This is a genomic window from Brevinematales bacterium, assembly GCA_026415355.1.
Taxonomy (GTDB): Bacteria; Spirochaetota; Brevinematia; order DTOW01; family DTOW01; genus SKYB106.
Window position 1 is genome coordinate 12,551 of sequence record JAOAHF010000007.1, and the last position, 19,326, is coordinate 31,876.

21 protein-coding genes are annotated in these 19,326 nt (G+C 32.2%); 12 read left to right on the forward strand and 9 right to left on the reverse strand.

Going from position 1 to position 19,326, the window contains the following annotated elements; all coding sequences use genetic code 11:
- Window positions 1-62: 62 nt before the first annotated feature.
- Both N2712_03675 and ilvD read left to right on the forward strand, forming a co-directional pair.
- On the forward strand, window positions 63-665 hold the full coding sequence (locus N2712_03675; GenBank protein ID MCX8029075.1) for a LytR C-terminal domain-containing protein: 603 nt from the start codon (window positions 63-65) through the stop codon (window positions 663-665).
- Window positions 666-800: 135 nt separating this feature from the next.
- Entirely contained in the window at window positions 801-2,468 is a 1,668-nt protein-coding gene (ilvD, locus tag N2712_03680) for a dihydroxy-acid dehydratase (protein MCX8029076.1), read from the forward strand.
- Between the two features lie 251 nt (window positions 2,469-2,719).
- On the opposite strand, the gene N2712_03685 is transcribed toward ilvD, so the two are convergent.
- Both N2712_03685 and N2712_03690 read right to left on the reverse strand, forming a co-directional pair.
- Complete coding sequence (locus tag N2712_03685; GenBank protein MCX8029077.1) at window positions 2,720-3,232, reverse strand: NAD(P)H-dependent oxidoreductase subunit E; 513 nt, start codon at window positions 3,230-3,232, stop codon at window positions 2,720-2,722.
- A 72-nt stretch (window positions 3,233-3,304) separates the two neighbouring features.
- On the reverse strand, window positions 3,305-3,553 hold the full coding sequence (locus N2712_03690) for a hypothetical protein (protein MCX8029078.1): 249 nt from the start codon (window positions 3,551-3,553) through the stop codon (window positions 3,305-3,307).
- 166 nt (window positions 3,554-3,719) lie between these two features.
- Between N2712_03690 and guaB the strand changes: the two genes are divergently transcribed.
- Window positions 3,720-5,192, forward strand: coding sequence for an IMP dehydrogenase (gene guaB, locus N2712_03695; GenBank protein ID MCX8029079.1), 1,473 nt, complete (start codon window positions 3,720-3,722; stop codon window positions 5,190-5,192).
- A gap of 302 nt (window positions 5,193-5,494) precedes the next feature.
- On the opposite strand, the gene N2712_03700 is transcribed toward guaB, so the two are convergent.
- The 3 genes from N2712_03700 to gatB form a co-directional block, all read right to left on the reverse strand.
- Window positions 5,495-6,271, reverse strand: coding sequence for a thiazole synthase (locus N2712_03700; GenBank protein ID MCX8029080.1), 777 nt, complete (start codon window positions 6,269-6,271; stop codon window positions 5,495-5,497).
- Entirely contained in the window at window positions 6,271-6,468 is a 198-nt protein-coding gene (gene thiS, locus N2712_03705; protein MCX8029081.1) for a sulfur carrier protein ThiS, read from the reverse strand. Before thiS ends, N2712_03700 begins: the two co-directional genes overlap by 1 nt.
- Before the next feature lie 201 nt (window positions 6,469-6,669).
- Window positions 6,670-8,106 carry an Asp-tRNA(Asn)/Glu-tRNA(Gln) amidotransferase subunit GatB gene (gene gatB, locus N2712_03710; protein MCX8029082.1) on the reverse strand — a complete coding sequence of 479 codons (1,437 nt, stop codon included), beginning with the start codon at window positions 8,104-8,106 and terminating at the stop codon, window positions 6,670-6,672.
- Between the two features lie 196 nt (window positions 8,107-8,302).
- Here gatB and N2712_03715 point away from each other — a divergent pair, with 196 nt between their 5' ends.
- From N2712_03715 to groL, 4 genes are all read left to right on the forward strand, one after another.
- Window positions 8,303-8,977 (forward strand): hypothetical protein, encoded by a 675-nt coding sequence (locus N2712_03715; protein MCX8029083.1) that lies wholly within the window; start codon window positions 8,303-8,305, stop codon window positions 8,975-8,977.
- A 2-nt stretch (window positions 8,978-8,979) separates the two neighbouring features.
- The gene (locus N2712_03720) at window positions 8,980-9,438 is read left to right on the forward strand and encodes a 23S rRNA (pseudouridine(1915)-N(3))-methyltransferase RlmH (GenBank protein MCX8029084.1); all 459 of its coding nucleotides are present in this window, start codon (window positions 8,980-8,982) and stop codon (window positions 9,436-9,438) included.
- Window positions 9,439-9,588: 150 nt separating this feature from the next.
- Window positions 9,589-10,224: a hypothetical protein gene (locus N2712_03725; protein ID MCX8029085.1), complete on the forward strand. Its 636-nt coding sequence runs from the start codon at window positions 9,589-9,591 to the stop codon at window positions 10,222-10,224.
- A 60-nt stretch (window positions 10,225-10,284) separates the two neighbouring features.
- Entirely contained in the window at window positions 10,285-11,913 is a 1,629-nt protein-coding gene (gene groL / locus N2712_03730) for a chaperonin GroEL (protein MCX8029086.1), read from the forward strand.
- A 23-nt stretch (window positions 11,914-11,936) separates the two neighbouring features.
- Here the strand turns inward: groL and N2712_03735 are convergent, their stop codons facing one another.
- From N2712_03735 to N2712_03750, 4 genes are all read right to left on the reverse strand, one after another.
- On the reverse strand, window positions 11,937-12,311 hold the full coding sequence (locus tag N2712_03735) for a hypothetical protein (protein MCX8029087.1): 375 nt from the start codon (window positions 12,309-12,311) through the stop codon (window positions 11,937-11,939).
- A gap of 230 nt (window positions 12,312-12,541) precedes the next feature.
- Complete coding sequence (locus tag N2712_03740; GenBank protein ID MCX8029088.1) at window positions 12,542-12,850, reverse strand: metal-sensitive transcriptional regulator; 309 nt, start codon at window positions 12,848-12,850, stop codon at window positions 12,542-12,544.
- 8 nt (window positions 12,851-12,858) lie between these two features.
- Window positions 12,859-14,808 (reverse strand): sigma-70 family RNA polymerase sigma factor, encoded by a 1,950-nt coding sequence (locus tag N2712_03745; GenBank protein MCX8029089.1) that lies wholly within the window; start codon window positions 14,806-14,808, stop codon window positions 12,859-12,861.
- Window positions 14,809-15,149: 341 nt separating this feature from the next.
- Window positions 15,150-15,953 carry a GerMN domain-containing protein gene (locus N2712_03750; GenBank protein ID MCX8029090.1) on the reverse strand — a complete coding sequence of 268 codons (804 nt, stop codon included), beginning with the start codon at window positions 15,951-15,953 and terminating at the stop codon, window positions 15,150-15,152.
- Between the two features lie 161 nt (window positions 15,954-16,114).
- Here N2712_03750 and N2712_03755 point away from each other — a divergent pair, with 161 nt between their 5' ends.
- The 5 genes from N2712_03755 to panC all read left to right on the forward strand — a co-directional run bounded on the left by N2712_03755 (window position 16,115) and on the right by panC (window position 19,322).
- Window positions 16,115-16,447, forward strand: a complete 333-nt coding sequence (locus N2712_03755; GenBank protein MCX8029091.1) for an STAS domain-containing protein — start codon at window positions 16,115-16,117, stop codon at window positions 16,445-16,447.
- Between the two features lie 12 nt (window positions 16,448-16,459).
- Window positions 16,460-17,470 carry a hypothetical protein gene (locus N2712_03760; GenBank protein MCX8029092.1) on the forward strand — a complete coding sequence of 337 codons (1,011 nt, stop codon included), beginning with the start codon at window positions 16,460-16,462 and terminating at the stop codon, window positions 17,468-17,470.
- A gap of 86 nt (window positions 17,471-17,556) precedes the next feature.
- Window positions 17,557-17,844 carry an Asp-tRNA(Asn)/Glu-tRNA(Gln) amidotransferase subunit GatC gene (gatC, locus tag N2712_03765; protein MCX8029093.1) on the forward strand — a complete coding sequence of 96 codons (288 nt, stop codon included), beginning with the start codon at window positions 17,557-17,559 and terminating at the stop codon, window positions 17,842-17,844.
- A 9-nt stretch (window positions 17,845-17,853) separates the two neighbouring features.
- Window positions 17,854-18,477, forward strand: a complete 624-nt coding sequence (gene plsY, locus N2712_03770) for a glycerol-3-phosphate 1-O-acyltransferase PlsY (GenBank protein MCX8029094.1) — start codon at window positions 17,854-17,856, stop codon at window positions 18,475-18,477.
- Entirely contained in the window at window positions 18,474-19,322 is an 849-nt protein-coding gene (gene panC / locus N2712_03775) for a pantoate--beta-alanine ligase (GenBank protein ID MCX8029095.1), read from the forward strand. The genes plsY and panC overlap by 4 nt, the downstream gene beginning before the upstream one ends.
- The last annotated feature ends 4 nt before the right edge of the window (window positions 19,323-19,326 follow it).

Consider the following 19,326-nt stretch of genomic DNA (forward strand, 5'->3'; position numbering starts at 1 on the left):
TAATTGATTACTTTCCAAAATTCCTTGAAGACAAAAAGTCTAATGATCTATACTTGTTTAATATGATAGATATTTATAGCTATAGGAAGCTCAAATTGAAGAAAAAGAAAGTAAGAAATTGGGTTTTACTAGCTTTGATACTAGTTACATCTTTTATAACATTGGCGTTACTGAGTTCAATAAGTAGTAATTCATTTCAATCTTCTTACCACAACATAGTAGTTTCGAGTAACACCATAATAGTTAACTTGACAAAGTTAGATTTAGATAGTACTGTTTGGGATGATATTTCAAAGCATATAAATAGTAAGGATTCTTTTGTGAAGATAATTATGGAGGGTAATGTGGTTGCTTATTATTCTTGTACTAATCCTGAAATATCTGTTTTGAATGCGAAAAAAGAGCAAGATTTAGCAATGAATGTATCTTTACATCTTCTTAGGAAAGGTTTCAATATAAAAAACTATGGTAACTTTCCGTTAACTTTGGAAAACTCTTACATACTTAATAGAACTCCGAATAAAGAAGTAGTTTATGCTATATCGAAAATTTTGAAAATAAAAGTAGTGTCAAATTTTGTTTTTGATGAAAATTTAAAAGATGACACCTCAGGTATAATTGTAATACTTGGTAAAGACTTTGACGTTAAGAGAATGGAAAATTGATTTTTTGATAGATCTTTGCAATGACATTATTTCGAGAAATCATTTAAGTAAACTAATCGATTTTTTGTAGAACTTGAGATTGAAAGAATATGTATTTTTCTTAAAACATTCTTATTGATTATGGAGGTATAATGTATGCCGAGATTAAGGAGTAGTGATTTTGATGGTTACCACAGAGCACCTAATAGATCTCTAATGAGAGCAGTTGGTTTTAAGGATGAAGATTTTACAAAACCACTTATAGGTATTGCGTCAACATGGGCAGAAATAACTCCATGTAATATTCATATTAATGATTTAGCGAGAGAAGCAAAAAGAGGCATAATTGAGAATGGTGGAGCAGCTATGATATTCAATACAATAACTGTAGCAGATGGTATTGCTATGGGAACGGAAGGGATGAGATATAGCCTTCCGAGTAGAGAAATAATAGCAGATAGCGTTGAAGATGTTGTGAATGCTGAAAGGTTTGATGCGGTTATTGGTATAGGAGGGTGTGATAAGAATATGCCGGGTTTGATGATGGCATTTTTCAGACTTGACTTGCCTTCCATATTTCTTTATGGTGGTACTATAAGACCCGGTAAATATAAGGGAGTTGATATTGATATAGTTAGTGTATTTGAAGCTGTGGGTCAGTTTAATGCAGGTAAGATATCAAAAGAAGACCTTATTGAAATAGAGAAGAGAGCATTACCTGGTCCTGGATCTTGTGGTGGTATGTATACTGCAAATACTATGGCTATGGCTATCGAAGCAATGGGATTTAGTTTACCTAATAGTTCTTCTAATTATGCGGAAAGTCCTGAAAAAATGAGAGATGCTTACGAGTCGGGTAAAAAAATAGTAGAATTAGTCGATAAGTGGTTAACTCCTAGTAAGATTGTTACTAAGAAATCGTTTGAAAATGCTATTGCTATGGTTCAAGCTATGGGTGGTTCAACTAATGCTGTATTACATCTACTTGCTATGGCTCATACGATAGGGGTGGATCTTAATATTGATGACTTTGAGAGAATAAGAAAACGAGTACCCCATATAGCAGATCTAAAACCTAGTGGCAAGTATGTTATGGAAGATGTATACAGGATAGGTGGTATAGCACCAATAATGAAAATGCTTCTAAAAGAAGGATTGTTGCATGGAGATGCTATGACTATAACTGGCAAAACATTGGCTGAAAACCTTGAAGCTTTTCCTGATTTCAATGAAGCACAAGAAGTTGTGAGAAGTTTGAAAAATCCCTTGAAACCAGAGGGACCTCTTGTGATACTTTATGGTAGTTTAGCACCAGAAGGAGCTGTCGCAAAGGTTTCGGATATCAAAGATAAGTTCTTCAGAGGACCTGCCAAAGTATATGATTCAGAAGAAGAATGTACAAAAGCATTACTTTCTGATCAAATTAAAGAGGGAGATGTTGTTGTTATAAGATACGAAGGACCAAAGGGAGGTCCTGGTATGAGAGAGATGTTACAACCAACGTCTATAATAGCAGGTAAAGGACTTATAGGTAAGGTTGCTTTGATAACAGATGGTAGATTTTCTGGGGGATCTCATGGATTTATAATTGGACATGTTTCACCGGAGGCTCAAGTTGGAGGTCCTATAGCACTGGTTAAAAACGGGGATGTAATATCGATTGATCTTGAAAAAAGAGAAATAAACCTTGAGGTATCAAAAGAAGAACTCGATAGAAGAAGAAAAGAATGGAAAGAACCTGAACTAAAGTATAAAAAAGGGGTCCTATATAAGTACGCCAAGCTGGTTTCTTCTGCATCAAAAGGTGCTGTAACTGATGCTTAGTCAAAATCCAAAAATCAAAAAAGCTCCTCTTTTTGACAGAGAGGAGCTTTTTAATAATATAACTCCAAGACAGTAGGTAAATTTTTAAATTTTGTTCTTATATAATTGACCCCCCAAACGTTAGAAAGCTTAGTATCTTTGGAAAATGAACGCTAAACGATAATACAATACCAGCAAATCATCTACTTTTAGATTGGCGAGGTTTTGTAGTAATTTATGAGGATAAAATATACTAAAATTTCAGTAAAAACTTAGTTTTCAGATTGCGAGTTGTTTTCTTTTTTCCATTCCTGTATTTTGCTTTCAAGTTTTTCTATAGAAAAGTATGGTTCAAGAACTCCGTCAACTATCGCAGCAGGGGCAACTCCACAAGCTCCAACACACCTTGCTGACATAAAACTCACGAGGTTATCTTTTGTAGTTTGGCCTAAATCCGTATCATACTTTTCCTTCATATACTCAACTATCTTATTAGCACCTTTCACATAGCAGGCAGTTCCCATACAGAGGACTATGACATGTTTACCTTGAGGTTTAAGTTTGAAGAAATGGTAGAATGTTACAACGCCGTAAACATAGGACTTTGGAAGTTTCAAGGCGTTTGCTATGTATGTTAGGACTTCATCTGTTAAAAATCCGAATGCTTCTTGAGCCTTATGTAATATTTCTATTAAAGAATCTTTCCTGTATTGGTGTAATTTGAGCTGACCTTCTATTATCTTCCATCTCTTATCAACTTGTTGTCCACTTTTAACAGTTTCCATACCTGCACCTCTGAGTTTAATTATTTAGAATGATAGCTTTTTTATTCTATCTTTGTTTTTACTACTACTAAACTAGTAGGTTTTTATTTCGTTTAATTTTCTTACTTCAACTACTAGAATACCAAGGTTGCCATATATATTTACGATTTTTCCAAAGATTATAACTTCTTCGTTGGTATTTATGATTTCCTTTGATACAGCTTTTATCCAATTTTTTGAGGACAGAATTGTATAAAGATTATATCTTTTACCACTTTTCGTATGTACTTCAAGATTATCATTATAAACTTTACCAGAAATTGCTACAAAATTTATCTTCATAGCAAAACCTCCTAATAGATAATTAAACAATTAAAATTGAGAAATTGTTACATAAAAGTGTTCTTAAAAGTAATAAACACACAAAATTTTAGACTTTATTGGAATTGGGATGAGTTTATTGAAATCCAAACTTGATACAAGTTAAAATTGTATAAAGGAGAAGTGTATGGATAAATTTTACACCGACGAGGTTGCTTTAACCTTTGATGATATTCTTATACTACCTGGAGAGTCAAATGTATTGCCTAGCGAGGTTGATACTTCAACAATGCTTACAAGGAATATTAAATTATCAATACCTATTGTAAGTGCTGCTATGGATACTGTTACTGATTCTAGAATGGCTATTTCTATGGCTCAACTTGGGGGTATTGGTATAATCCATAGAAATCTTTCTATAGAAGATCAAGTAAAGGAAGTCATAAAAGTAAAGAGGTTCGAAAACATCATGATAAATGATCCTATAGTTGTAAAGCAAGACGAGGATATTTCAAATGCTATTAGGATTATGGAACAAAACAACATATCCGGTTTGATAGTTGTTGATGGAGGTAATAAGGTTGTTGGTATATTAACCAGGCGAGATGTTAGAGCAAGTGAGGGGAGGGGCAAAGTTAGTGATGCTATGACTCCAAGAGAGAGATTAGTTTTTTCTTATGAAGGTATATCAATAGATGAAGCTAGATCGATTATGCTGAAGAATAGAGTTGAGAAGTTACCAGTAGTAGATAAGGAATTTAGGATAAAAGGGCTTATTACTATGAAAGATATGGAGAAAATACAGAGTAACGATACTTCTTCAAAAGATGGTAAAGGTAGATTAAGAGTAGGTGCTGCAGTAGGTACTAGTGAACAGGATAAAGATAGAGTTTATGAACTTGTTAAAGCGGAGGTTGATGTGATAGTTATTGACACTGCTCATGGTCATACTACTAGAGTTAGGGAAATGCTAAAATACATAAAAAACAAGTTTGATGTTGATGTAATAGCAGGCAACGTAGCTACTTACGAAGGTGCTAAATTTTTAATAGATTCAGGAGTAGATGCTGTTAAAGTAGGTATAGGGCCAGGTTCCATATGTACGACAAGAGTTGTTACAGGTGTTGGAGTACCTCAGATATTTGCTATTATGGAAGCATCCAGAATAGCTAAAAAGGAAAATATACCAGTAATAGCGGATGGAGGTATAAAATATTCAGGTGATATAGCAAAAGCCATAGCAGCAGGTGCTGACAGTGTTATGCTAGGAAGTCTTTTAGCGGGTACTGATGAAAGCCCAGGAGAAATGATAATCTACAAAGGTAGAAGCTACAAGATATATAGGGGTATGGGATCTCTAGGAGCAATGATGTCGGGATCAAATAGATATCCTCAAGGAGTTCCCGGAAAGTATGTACCTGAAGGTATCGAAGGAATGGTACCATATAAAGGTCCGCTGAAAGAAACAATTTATCAACTTATAGGTGGATTAAAATCGTCAATGGGATACATAGGAGCGGCTAATATAAAAGAATTACAAACCAAAGCTAGATTTGTTAGGATTACTAACGCAGGATTACGAGAAAGTCATCCCCATGATATCATAATAACAAAAGAAGCACCGAATTACAATACCTCTTCATTAAATGATAACCTTTAATACCTATACTAGATTGGTCTAGAAAATACTTTTGGAGCTATATTATCTATGTTGTAACGATTAATTGGACTTCTACCTAAATTACCAAGTAAAAATTAAATTGTTTCCTGCTTAAATATACTATTGTTCTGTTTAAGGATATTTTTGTTTATGTTTAAAATTAGACTGTGAGGTTAAATTGTGTAAAAAATTGTTAGTTGTACCAATAGTGTTACTGGTAACTTCCAGCGTTAGAAGATTTTAGCTTTTGTTGGAGTTTTGATTGTTTACAAGTTTGGATAATGTTCTTGAAAGAAGTGATTTTATTTTCTCAGGAATCCTGTTAAATATTCTTCCATTGGTGATGAAGGTTCAGCAAATATCTTTTCAGAAGGCAGACCTGAGAGATATGCTATTCTACCTGCTTCTATTGCTTTTGCGAAAGCTATGGCGGTTTTTACGGGATCTTTTGATGTTGCTATTGCAGTATTTATTAGTATAGCATCTACTCCTATTTCCATTGCTTCTGCAGCCTGAGATGGTTTACCTATACCTGCATCAACTATAACGGGTACATCGAGTTCATTTTTTATCATCTCGATAAAGTACTTGGTGATTAATCCTTTGTTAGTTCCGATAGGTGCTCCTAAAGGCATAACGCAGACAGCCCCAGCTTTAACCATATATCTGGCAGAAACTAAATCTGGCATCATGTAAGGAAAAGGTTTAAATCCTTCGTTTGCTAACATTTCGCATGCTCTTATTACTTCTCTATTATCAGGCATAAGATATTTAGTATCAGGTATTATTTCAACCTTTATAAGATTACTACCAAGAAGTTCTCTGCCAATTTTAGCTATTTTTAGTGCTTCTTCTGCATTTCTAGCTCCAGATGTGTTTACAAGTATCTTTACCCCCTCTGGTATATAATCTTTTAAGGGTTTCTGGGTACCATCTCTTGCTCGTCTTACTGCGACTGTTACCATCTCGCAGCCAGTGTTAGATATTATTTCTGGTATGTATTCATAACTGCTAAACTTGCCTGTACCTATTATTAGTCTATTTTTAAGTGTTATGTCACCTATTATGAGTTGATCCATTATCCACCTCCCATTATTGTAAGAATTTCTATATCGTCACCTTCTTTAATAGTTAGTTCTGGAATTTTGCTTTTTGGTACTATTTCGCCGTTTAGTACTACCACATAACTGTGTATGTTGTATCCTAGCTTTTCAAGGATTTCTTTTAGATTTTCCAGATTTACCTCAGTTTTTTGCCCATTTATAGTTACCTTCATTGAATAAATTTAATAAACTTCAGGTTTTTTTTTCAACAAAGTATGCTATGATGAATGAGTATAAACTTTTGAATTTTTTTATTTTCAATAATCAGTAGTTTGGGAAATTATCAAAATCACTGTAGTTTATCATACCTATATCTTTCTGAAGTAAAAGGTTATGTTAATTTTAGATTTTACTAAGAGATAGAGTAGAAATTGTTATTTGCTTAACAACTTAGTTAGAATTTCGTTTACGAGTTTTGGGTTTGCTTTTCCTTGAGTTTTTTTCATGACTTGGCCTACCAGAAATCCTAGTACATTAGTTTTACCTGATCTATATTTTTCAGTTTCTAATGGGTTTTCTTGGATAACCTCTTTGCATATTTTTTCTATTTCAGAAGCATCAGAGACTTGTATGAGTCCTTTTTCTTCGACGATCTTTGAGGGAGATTTTAAAGTTTTTATCATTTCCGGGAATATATCCTTTGCTATTTTTATACTTATCTTGTTATCCTCAACCATATTTAGTAGTTCTGATATGTGTTCTGGTTTTACACCGAAAGACGATATTTCTATTTTTTCTTCGTTTAGATATCTCATTACTTCACTCATAATCCAATTTGAAACTTTTTTAGGATCGCCTTTGAAGCTTTTTACTACCTTTTCAAAGTAATCTGCTAGACTTTTATCTTCTGTCAGTAGTTGTGCATCATAAGATGGTAGATTATATTCTGATTTAAACCTCTTATACTTATCGTAAGGTAGCTCGGGTATTTCTTTCTTTATTGACTCAACAGTTTCATCTGATATTACTACTGGTGGTAAATCGGGATCTGGAAAGTACCTATAGTCTTCTGCTTCTTCTTTTGTTCGCATTGTATAGGTTTTCCCGCTTTCAGGATCGAATAATCTTGTTTCCTGTATTATCTTTTCCCCTTTATCTAGTATAGATATTTGCCTTTTGATTTCATATTCGAGAGCTTTTTTTAGGAAGTTAAATGAATTCATATTTTTTATCTCGACTTTGGTTCCGAGTTTATTGCTGCCTTTTGGTCTAATGGAGATATTGGCATCAACTCTTAAAGACCCTTCTTCCATATTTACATCGCTTACGCCTATATACTTCATGGTATTCTTAAGGGTTTGTAAGTAGTGATAAGCTTCATCTACACTAAATATATCTGGGTATGAAACTATTTCTACTAGAGGGGTACCTGCTCTATTCAGATCTACGTAACTCTCATTACCGTTTTCTGCGTGTATTAGTTTGCCTGCATCTTCTTCTAGATGTGCTCTTATTATTCTAACTCTTTTTATACTTCCATCTAAGCTTTCAAATTCGAGGTATCCTTCATAATTTAGTGGCATGTCGTATTGTGAAATTTGATATCCTTTAGGTAGATCTGGGTAGAAGTAGCTTTTTCTGTCGAATTTAGTATATTTTGCGATTTTACAATTGAGTGCAATTCCTACCATGATAGCCTTTTTCAGTGCTTCATAGTTGAGTTTCGGGAGTACTCCTGGATATCCCATGCATATGGGACAGGTATTTGAGTTTGGTTCTGCACCGAATTCTGTGGAGCATGAGCAAAATAATTTTGACTTTGTATTCAATTGTACATGTACTTCTAATCCTATGACTGGTTCGTATTCCATAAAAATCCTCTCAATTTCCCAAATTTTCAATGATTTGAAGTTGTTTTTTCATTTTATTCGTTACTTCAAGTTTTGTTCAAGAGTTCAATGGTGTAGTAATAACTAGATGGTGGATTCTGTGTAATGGAGAAGTTTTACAGAAAAAACTTTGAATCTCTGGACATATACCGATAATTTAATTTGAGGGTATTACTTTATGGTTAACATGCTAAAGGTTAATTTGATTTTTTTTACATTTTTTATGTTCATATCATGTGCGAGTAATGGAGGTATAAAATCTAATTTAAATCAAACTCAACATAAGGTTGGTAAGGTAATGAAGATAAATAGTACACCTAAGGTTGTAAAAGTAAAGGAAGTTTTTATCTTCGATCTTAAGAAAATACAGGTTTCTAAAGGTATTCCAGATGAAATAAAGACGGTGAATGTTGGTATTATAATGATGAAAAAAACTAACGTGACTATTCTTGTCTCGGAATATCATTCTTCCATTGATGGTGCTACGAACTCGATACTCGAGAAAGATGATGTAATTAATTTAGTTTTTAATAATTTTGTTGTATATGATGATGGTAAGGATTCAAATAAAGATTTTGTAGAGGGTGTTAATATTAGAAACTATATGTACAAAGATGATTTTAATTTTGAAAAGTCATATATAGCTAACGTTGTAGTAGATGATGGCAGAGAAGTTTACAAAACTGTTTCAATATATACTGTTGATGAGGAAGCGTTAGAAAGGAATATAGTTTCTGCTTGGGAAGGTATATGCTGGGATAAGTCTATAAACTTAAATATAACTGAGAAGTTTATGAGGCTTATAACATCAAACTATACTCAGATCAAAAAATCTGGTAAGTGGACTAATTAAGGATGTTTGTTATAAGGATAATATCAGTTGGGAAGATACACTATAAGGAATTGATTCAAACTATTTCGAGATTTAAGAACATGATTTCTAGGTTTGCTAGAGTAGAAGAAATAGAAATTGGAGAGTCAAGAAAGAACTACCCTAGAAACCTTGAAGAGGAGGGTACAAAAATACTACACAAAATCAAGGATGAAGATTTTATCGTACTTCTTGACAGAGATGGTAAAGAAATTACATCAGAAGATTTTGCTTACTTAATTAAGCGGAATATGGATATAGGTAGAAATATAACCTTTATAATAGGTGGACATCAAGGTGTAGATGTTTCTGTAAAAACAAGATCAAATTTTACTTTATCTTTTTCGAAAATGACATTTGGCCATAACGTGTTTAGGGTTATGTTATATGAGCAAATATATAGGGCATTTTCGATAATATCTGGTACTCCTTATCATAAATGATTTGCCCATAATGCAAAGTTGTTTTGAGAAATGTTAATAAACTTTAAAGATATTAGAAAGTCGTAATTTCGAGTAATATTCTGAAATTATAGTGTTTTATATTTGTTTTGATGTAAGAATGGGATGATTTATTTTAAAATCACAGAGTATATGTGGGATGATTTGTCTCCTAAACAGTCGAAGACACTTGAGTTTATAATAAGTTATTACAAGAAGAATTCGTACTCTCCTACTTACCAAGAAATTGCTAAAAACCAGAAAATAAATATCAAAAGTGTTTCTCAAAGGTTGGAGCAGCTCAAGAAAAAAGGATATATTGATATAAAGAGAAATATACCCAGAGGAATTGTATTGACTCAAAAAGTAGGGTTGAATGTATGTAAAACTATATCTGTCAATATATATAGGAGAATTGAGAAATATAAAAGGCATTTCAAGCTCAAGGAATTTGAAAGAAGTATAGTTATTTCTTCTGATATGTTTCAGGGCATTCAATCTGAGAGTAAAGAAGATAGAGTTTTTATTTTACGTTTACAAGAAGGATTTCAATTTGATAACTATTTGGATATTGGTATAGATTATGAGGATATGCTTGTAATTTTCAGAAGTAATGAGTTGAATGAAAATGACAAAGTTGTATCGATATATGAAGGTAAACTGATAATTGGTGTTGTATCAAGAGTTGATAAATTTTACACAATACAACTTAAGAAAGGATTTATTCCAATAGGTGGTAGTAATGCTCTTATTGTAGGAAAACTTGTAAGTGTTATAAAGAAAGTTTAGTTAGTTTTGACAAATTTAAACTTTTTTATTATATTTTTATAACAATTTTGGGGGTGTAATATGGCAAAGATAATCTCTTTTGGGGAAAATGCAAGGCAGTCTCTACTAAGAGGTATAGAGAAGTTGGCTAATACTGTTAAGGTTACGCTAGGTCCAAGAGGTAGAAATGTAATACTTGAAAGGAAATTTGGAGCACCTCTTGTGACTAATGATGGCGTAACCATAGCAAAAGAAATTGAGCTTGAGGATCCTTATGAAAATATGGCAGCCCAACTTGTTAAAGAGGTTGCCACAAAAACGAATGATGTTGCTGGTGATGGAACAACTACAGCAACGTTGTTAACTTATGCTATTGTTAAAGAGGGTATAAAGAACGTTACTGCTGGTGCTAATCCGATGATGATAAAAAGAGGAATTGACAAAGCATCTGAAAAAATAGCTGAAGAGATAAAAAAGATAGCAAAGCAGGTTCAATCTAGTGATGACATAAAGAATGTAGCTACAATTTCAGCTAATAATGATACTAAGATAGGAGATCTACTTGCTCAGGCAATGGATAAAGTGGGTAGAGATGGTGTTATAACTGTAGAAGAAGGTAAATCTCTTGAAACAACTCTTGAGGTTGTAGAAGGTATGCAATTTGATAGAGGATACATATCTCCTTATATGGTGACTAATGCAGATACAATGACTGCTGAACTTGAGAATCCATTTATATTGATTTATGACAAGAAGCTTTCTTCGGTAAGAGAAATTGTACCACTTCTTGAAAAGGTTGCTCAATCTGGTAAGCCTCTTCTCATAATAGCAGAAGATGTTGAAGGAGAAGCATTAGCAACGCTTATATACAATAAGCTGAGAGGTGGGTTGCTAAGTGTTGCTGTTAAAGCTCCTGCTTTTGGTGAAAGAAGAAAGGCTATGCTTGAAGATATAGCAATACTTACTGGTGGTCAGGTTATATCTGAAGAAAAAGGAATGAAACTAGAAAATGCTACTGTTGATATGCTTGGTAGAGCACAGAAAGTTAAGGTTGATAAAGAAAATACCACTATTATAAACGGTGCTGGAAACTCAAAGGATATACAAGCAAGAATTGCTCAAATAAAGAAGCAAATTCAAGAAACAACATCAGATTACGATAGAGAGAAACTTCAAGAAAGGCTTGCTAAACTATCTGGTGGTGTTGCTGTTATCAAAGTTGGAGGTGCTACAGAAGTTGAGGTAAAAGAAAGAAAAGCAAGAATAGAGGATGCTTTACATGCTACGAAGGCGGCTGTAGAAGAGGGTATAGTTCCTGGTGGTGGTGTAACTTATCTATATCTTGCTTCTAAACTAGATGATATAAAGATTGACTTCCCTGAAGAAAAAATAGGTATTGAAATTGTTAAGAAAGCTCTTGAAGCGCCTTTATATCAGATATGTGAGAATGCAGGGATTGATGGAGCTGTTGCGATAGAAAGAGTTAAGAATAATAAGTTTGGTTATGGATACAACGCATTGACAGATAAATGGGTTGATGATCTTGCAAAGGATGGTGTTATTGATCCAGCAAAGGTTGTTAGAAGTGCTATACAGAATGCTATAAGTATAGCAGCATTAATTCTAACAACCGAAACACTTGTATCAGAGAAACCTGAAAAGAAGAAAGATTCAACATCTCAACCAGGTATGGGAGATTTTGAGTATTAAGCAAAAAGGGGGGGATACCTCCCCTATCTTGTGAAATTAACATTTGTTATTATAACTATCATTTTCCCTATCTCGGTGGGTGGTATTGTAAGGTTACCGTATTTTGTAGGTACAACTATATTAGGAGATGTTATAGTGCCTTTAACCATTTCTCCTTTGAATGTTTGTATGCTGTGAACGTTATTAGTTACCATGGTTATCCTTTGTATTGATGTTATGTTAAAATTGAGTTCTCCATAGTCGGTTCTAACCCTGATATTTATATTTGTATATTGTGGTGGCATTGGGACGTTTATTACAGATCCATCAATAGTTACTATAGTAAGCTTATCTGAAAACCCATTCACGAAAGTAAGTGTAAGTGCTAGTGTTAAACAAAAAATAGTAAAGTATTTCATAAAACACTCCGTATGAAATATCGGAATGTTACTATTCATAATTTTACTCATAATAGAGGTATATAGTGTTGTTTTATAATTCGAGACTCTCTAGGATTTTTGATAAACATGGTGTAAATTTCATATCTCCATTTTTATTATCTGAATATTGACCACGCTAGTTAGAGACATTGATAACACTGAGACTATGCTTATTACAAATTTATAACGATTTCGTAGAGTTTGGTTTTCTATTTTGATTTTAGAGTTCTTATCAGTACTTTAACAAGTTCGATAGCATCGAAATTTCCACAATCTTTTTGGTTGTTCATGCACATTTCCATATGTCCTTCCAAAAGTTTTACAATAGTTTCGTTTAATGCTGATTTGACTGCTGATAATTGAAGTACTATTTCTTCACATGCTCTGTCTTCTTCTATCATTTTGGATATTGATTCAAGATGTCCTTTGGCTCTGCTTATTCTATTCTTTAAATTTTCCTTTAGTTCGTGTGAAAGATGGGATGGTTTATATGTTTCTACATTTAGTTTCTTTTCCATAAGTTTAATTACATGTCAAAATATTCTTTTAGGATGTTCTTTATCTCTGGGCTTTTGAGTTTTTTGAGAGCCTTTGTTTCAATTTGTCTTATTCTTTCTCTTGTAACTTTGAATATATATCCTACTTCTTCAAGAGTATGGACATAACCATCTTCTAGGCCGAATCTCATTTTTAGCACTTTTTGTTCTCTTTTGGGCAGAGTTGATAAAACTTGTTCTATAACTTCTGATAGTAGATTGTTCATAGTTTTGGTATACGGATTTACGGATTTTACATCTTCTATAAAATCGCCAATGTTAGCATCCTCACTTCTTGCAGTTGGACTGTCTAAGGATATCGGATCTTTCATTGAGTTAAGTATCTGTGCTATTCTTGCTTCTGGTACTCCCATTCTTTCGGCTATTTCATGGTTCATAGGTTGTCTTCCTAACTCTTCCATGAGTTCTTTTTCAACTTTTCTTATTTCGTTAACATATTCTATAAGATGTATTGGAATTCTTATAGTTCTTGATTGTTCAGATATAGATCTTGTTATTGCTTGTTTTATCCACCAAGTGGCGTACGTTGAAAATTTAAAACCTTTTTTGTATTCAAACTTTTCAACAGCTTTCATTAGGCCTATATTACCTTCTTGAATTAGGTCAAACAATGATAAACCTTTGTTTACATATTTCTTTGCTATTGATACAACTAGTCTTAAGTTTGCTTCTATCAATTTATGTTTTGCTTTTTCAATCTTTTCTTTTGCTGCTTTTACTCTAGAATACCATTCATCTAGTAGGGATAAATCTTCAATATTTAGCTGCCTTTTTATCTTATTTATAGCAGCTTTTGCCCTTTTTATTCTTGCTATGTCTGTTATAAGGTCATCATCTGTAAGTTCGGCTTCGTATAAAAAGTAATCATCTAGGTATTTAAGATCTTCCATTTGTTCTATCTCATCAACAGGTTTGCTATATTTGAGCTCTATGTCTCTGAGAATCTTGAGATTATTTTTTGTTTCATTATATAGGTCTATTATTCTGTCAGCGCTTCTCTTTATGAGATCTATATTAAGGTTGAGATCTTTTATTTCGTCAAGTAGCACTTTTCTAACTTCTTCAACTTCTTTAACTGGTACAACTTCAGGTGGATATTGCTCGTGTATGGTTTTTATTCGCTTAAGCCCCCAACTAACTATATCTCTAAGTTTTTTTATCCTTTCGGACAATGCTTTTCTATCTTTGGGTGAAAAACTGTATATTCTCGGCAAAGAAAGCACTTCGTATAGTTTGCTTCTACTTTCTTTTGCTCTATCTAATGCTCTCTTAACTTCAAATATTATTACACCAGATTCGTTTGCAACTCTATAGATTTCTTGGTTACCTTCTTCCATTTGTTTCGTAAGTTCTATTTCTTCTTCGTGTGTTAGTAGTTTTACATAACCTATTTTTTTCATGTATATTCTAAGTGGGTTATCATTAGTTGAGAAACCGTCAATATTTATAAGTTTTGGATCAATTTCTTCATCGTTCTTTATGTCTTCTATTATTTCTATTCCCATCTTTTGTAGGATATTAAATAGGTATTCGACTTTTTCAGGGTCAAAATCTTCGGGTAGAAGATCGTTAATCTCTTCATAAGTTATTTTGCCTTTTATTGAACCAAGAGATATGACTTTTTTTACTGCTGGAATACTCATTATTTCTTTTTCTATGTCAATATCATCTTCATCTTCTTCACTGCTTGTGTTGTTAGATTTGTCTGAAATTGTGTTCTCAGAAGAACTATCAAGATCGTTATCTTCTGAGTATATGTCTTCAGATAGAGTGTCACTTTCAGGGATTTCATCGTCTATGTCATTATATGTTTCATCGTTATTTTCGTCTCCTGTTTCGAAGTTGTCTTCATTTTCAATTTCATCTACATAGTGAAATCCTTCCAAGTTTTCTTTAATCTCTTTTGACTTTTTATACATAAAACCTCCTTAAGAAAACTAAAACGAAAAACTGATATTTAAAGAATTAACACTAACAATATGCATAAAACGAAAAATCACCTATATAATATATACAAAAAAAATGAAAGAAATCCTAAAATTACTCTATTTTCTGATAGAAAATTTACAAATTTTTATTCTAAAAATCAAGGATTTTTATTTTGGCTATAATTCTCATTAATACTCTTGGAGCCTTGATTCCTTTTGTCTAGTTTATCAGGAGTTGAGATTTGGTTGTGTAAATTAGGATTTTATCAATTTTAGTTTTTATTAGTTTTTATTTAGTTATTTCATTTGGGGTTTTTTGAGACAAAGATTTTTTAGTTTAATTTGGGTTTTTTAGTTATATCTATAGGATTTTGGAAAAATATACCCTCCCCACTTATGTAATTTGGTTTTGTACCTTCTATTAGTACAAGTACTTTTTTGACTTTAGCGTACTCTCCTAAAGTATATGCTATTTGGTATATGGCGTATAAAACTCCAGTACCACCGTACTCATTAAATTCTATGTCATCTGAAATGTTCAAAATTAATATATCATCAGAAACTTTGTAGTCTATCAGTCTTACATTACTTCTTATAAATGATACTTCCTTTTCGGTGCTTTTGATCTTTTTTAAACTTTTGAAAACTTCAAGTAAGTTGTTATCCTGGATATTAATACTTTTTGATGATAACACCAAGTTGTCTTCAGAAACTCTGTAATAGAATATAAGTGCTGATCTGCTTGTTACATTTTTTTGATCGATATAGTTTTTCGAAGTAGACTTTTGTTTATTTGTTTTTGTCTCAGGTTTTATATCAGTTTGGTTTGTTACTATCATTTCAAGTACTTCTTTTTCTCGTGGTGTATATGAATTTGTTTCAACTGTGTTTGATAGTGAATTGGGTATATCTTTGACTATTTCTGTACTGTAATGCTTGTTGTCTTGAAATACATTTACAAAATTCTTTATGGAGTTTCCAGCAAAATCATAAATTATGTACACTATGCCAACTATTGCTATAATGAAAAGTATAACTACCATAATCTTACCTAGATAATTCTTTCTCCTATTTTCGCTTCTTTTTGTTTTGGTAGCCCTTCTGTTTAGAGTCTCTCTTTTTTTACTCTTAGGCATATATAGTTATTTACGGAATTGTAACGAAAACTGTTAGTAGTACCATATGTAGTTTATGGAGTATAGTTTATAAGGAGTTAAATTTGAAAACATTTTATGAAACTGTTTATTGAATTTAGATTTCCGATTATTCAAAATATATCAAAGATCTAGGTAAATTTATGAAAGTTGAAAAAGTGAATGATATTTTTATAGTAAGGTTAAGTGGTGTTATAAATGTTCAATCTTCTCTTGATCTTGAAACGCAAATTACTTTGCTTATAAATGAGAAAAATCCTCGTAAGGTTATAGTAGATTTTTCTGATGTTCAGCATATATCTAGTAGTGGTTTAAGAGTTATAGTAAGTTTTTACAAAATGGTGATATCAGAACAGGGTAAATTTGCGATATCGGGACTTAATAGCAATATAAAAAAGATATTTAAAATTGTTGAGTTAGATACAGTATTCGATATATATGATACGCTTGAGGAAGCAATACAAAAAATATCATGAGGGTATTTTGTTATGGTGATAGCCAAAATAGGGGATAGATCGATAACTTCAGAGGAATTTATAAACTCTTTTTTATCGCTTTTAGTAGGGTATACAACTTTTGAAAAATCAGGAAATACAAAGCTATCAAGGGATGATATTGAGAAATTTTCAAAACTTATGTTTGATATAACTCTCGAAGAGGTAATAACTAGAAATTCGATAGTTTTGATGGCTGAAAAAAGAGGTATTGTTAATAACTTAAGTGCAAGTTCTGATATAGGTTACCTCAAAGATATTATGTCTTCGAAACTTGAACTCATAGGTGTTGGAGATTTTTCTTCTCATATATCTTTAGAAATTCTAGAAAGAATAATAAATCAAACTAATCTCATTTCAAAGTTAATTGAAAACGAATTAAAGAACTCTGGTATTTTAGATTATGAAAAGATAAAAGAATATTATGATATCCAGTTTAAGGGATTTCTTCTACTTTCTTTTCTATTTGCATCAATACCTAAAAGTACTTCTGAGAGTGAGAAAAACGAACTTATTAATAAGATAAAAAATGATAAACCTTTTGATGTGGAGTTGTTTTATACTAACGATTTAAATAAGATAGTTTATTATTATGAGAACATAGATGTCTTTAAGTATTTTACTAGTAGTGAAGATTTTGAAAACCAAAAGATGTATAAACTGTATGATATATTGTCTCTAATAGGTATAGAACCTGAAAATATGTTGCTAGATGAAAAATTGACTAATAGTGTGATTTCTATAAGTACGGATAATAGAGAAAACTACTATAAATTTACAAGAATAGATTATGATAAACCTAATTTCAATGATGAAATATATGAATATATGAGAAATGAGGTTTTAAACTCAATGTACGATGAAGTTTATGATAAGATGTATGATGAATCATCTGATATTTTATCTGTGAAATATGAAGAAGAGAACTTAAAGTTATTAGAAAAAATTATAAGACCGATTTCAAAAAAGTGGTTTGAGAATTTCAGTAAGCTGAGTGATTTTTAAATCTTTTGATTGATCTTAAACTCATGCACGAATTTAAGATAAACAGCTTGAAATAAGAACTTATAAACTTATATACTTGGAGATATATGATTACAAAAGAAGTTGTTAAGAAGGTAGCAGAACTTTCTAGATTGAGTTTTTCTGAAGAAGAGCTTGAGAAGTTTGCAGAAGAATTCAGTAATATAGTTTCTTTTGTCGAAATGATAGGGGAACTAGATACTGAAAATATTGTCCCATCACCGTATCCTATTGACATAATAAATGAGCAAAGGGAAGATATTGTGAAGCCAAGCGACAAAGTTGAAAATATGCTTAAAAACAGCCCGAAGAGAAAAGGTAATTTTATAGTAGTTCCGAAAGTTATACAGAAGTAGGAGATTAAAATGGTGTGGGATATAGTTTTTATAGTATTATCTTTTCTTTTAGGGAGTATTCCATTTGGTAAAGTAATTGCGTCGTTTAAAGGAATTGATATAACTAAAGAAGGTAGCGGAAATATTGGAGCTACTAATGTATTCAGGACAGTTGGTAAATTTTGGGGTGTTATAGTTTTGATACTTGATGCTTTGAAAGGTGCTATACCTACGTTCGTTGTTTGGTTGTTTTGGAAGAGTAATAACATAACATTTTTCTTACCAGAAGTTTATGTGTTTGTTGGGGTGTCTGCTATATTGGGACATATATTCTCTCCATTTGTTGGATTTAAGGGAGGTAAGGGGGTGGCTACTTCATTAGGTGTTTTCCTTGTTTTGACACCGGTTGGGACACTTATCGGTGCACTCGTTTTCGGGATATTTATTCTTATCTTTAGAATAGTATCAATATCTTCGATTGCTGCTACTATATCTGTATTTTCTTACTTACTTATTTCTTCAATAATTCAGAATAGTTTATCGAATAATTATGTTTTAATTTCAACTACCTTTCTTGTTATGTTTTTGATAATTATTAGGCATTCTTCAAATATCAAGAGACTTTTAAAAGGAGAAGAGAAAAAAATAGTATGAGAATAATACACAAACCAGAAGAAATTCAGAGAGAAATGATAAGTCTAAAAAAATGTAATAAAACAATAGGATTTGTGCCTACTATGGGAGCTCTACACGATGGGCACTTGTCGCTAGTTAGGCAGTCAAAAAAAGACAATGACGTTACAGTAGTTAGTATTTTCGTAAATCCAATACAATTTGGTCCTTCGGAAGATTATGATCGTTATCCTAGGCAGTTTGATAAAGATAGGAAAATACTCGAAAAGGAAGCAGTAGATTATGTTTTTTATCCTTCTGTAGATGATATGTATCCCGATGGATTTGAAACTTATGTAAACCTTGAGAAGCTACCTAATCATCTTTGTGGACTTTCGAGGCCAGGACATTTCAAGGGAGTTGCTACTGTTGTTTCAAAACTTTTTAATATAGTTCAACCTGATAGAGCTTATTTCGGACAAAAAGATTATCAACAGGCGCAGATAATAAAAAAGATGGTAAGAGATTTAAACTTTCCCATAGAAATTGTAATGATGCCTATAGTTAGAGAAGAAGATGGACTTGCTATGAGTTCTAGAAATGTTTATCTGTCTGATGAAGAAAGACAAAGAGCATTGTATGTGTATAAAACACTACAGAAAGCTAGAGAAATTATCCTTTCTGGTAGCCGTGATGTAGCTGAGATAAGAAAGACACTTTCTAACTTTATAGAGCCATTTGTGTCAAAGGTTGATTATATAGAAATAATTGATCCTGAAACGCTTGATAGTCTTAAAGAAATACCTCAAAAGGGTAGTGTTGTAGTGGCTATAGCGGTTTTTATAGGTAGAACTAGGTTAATCGATAATGAGATAATTAGCTTGTGATATG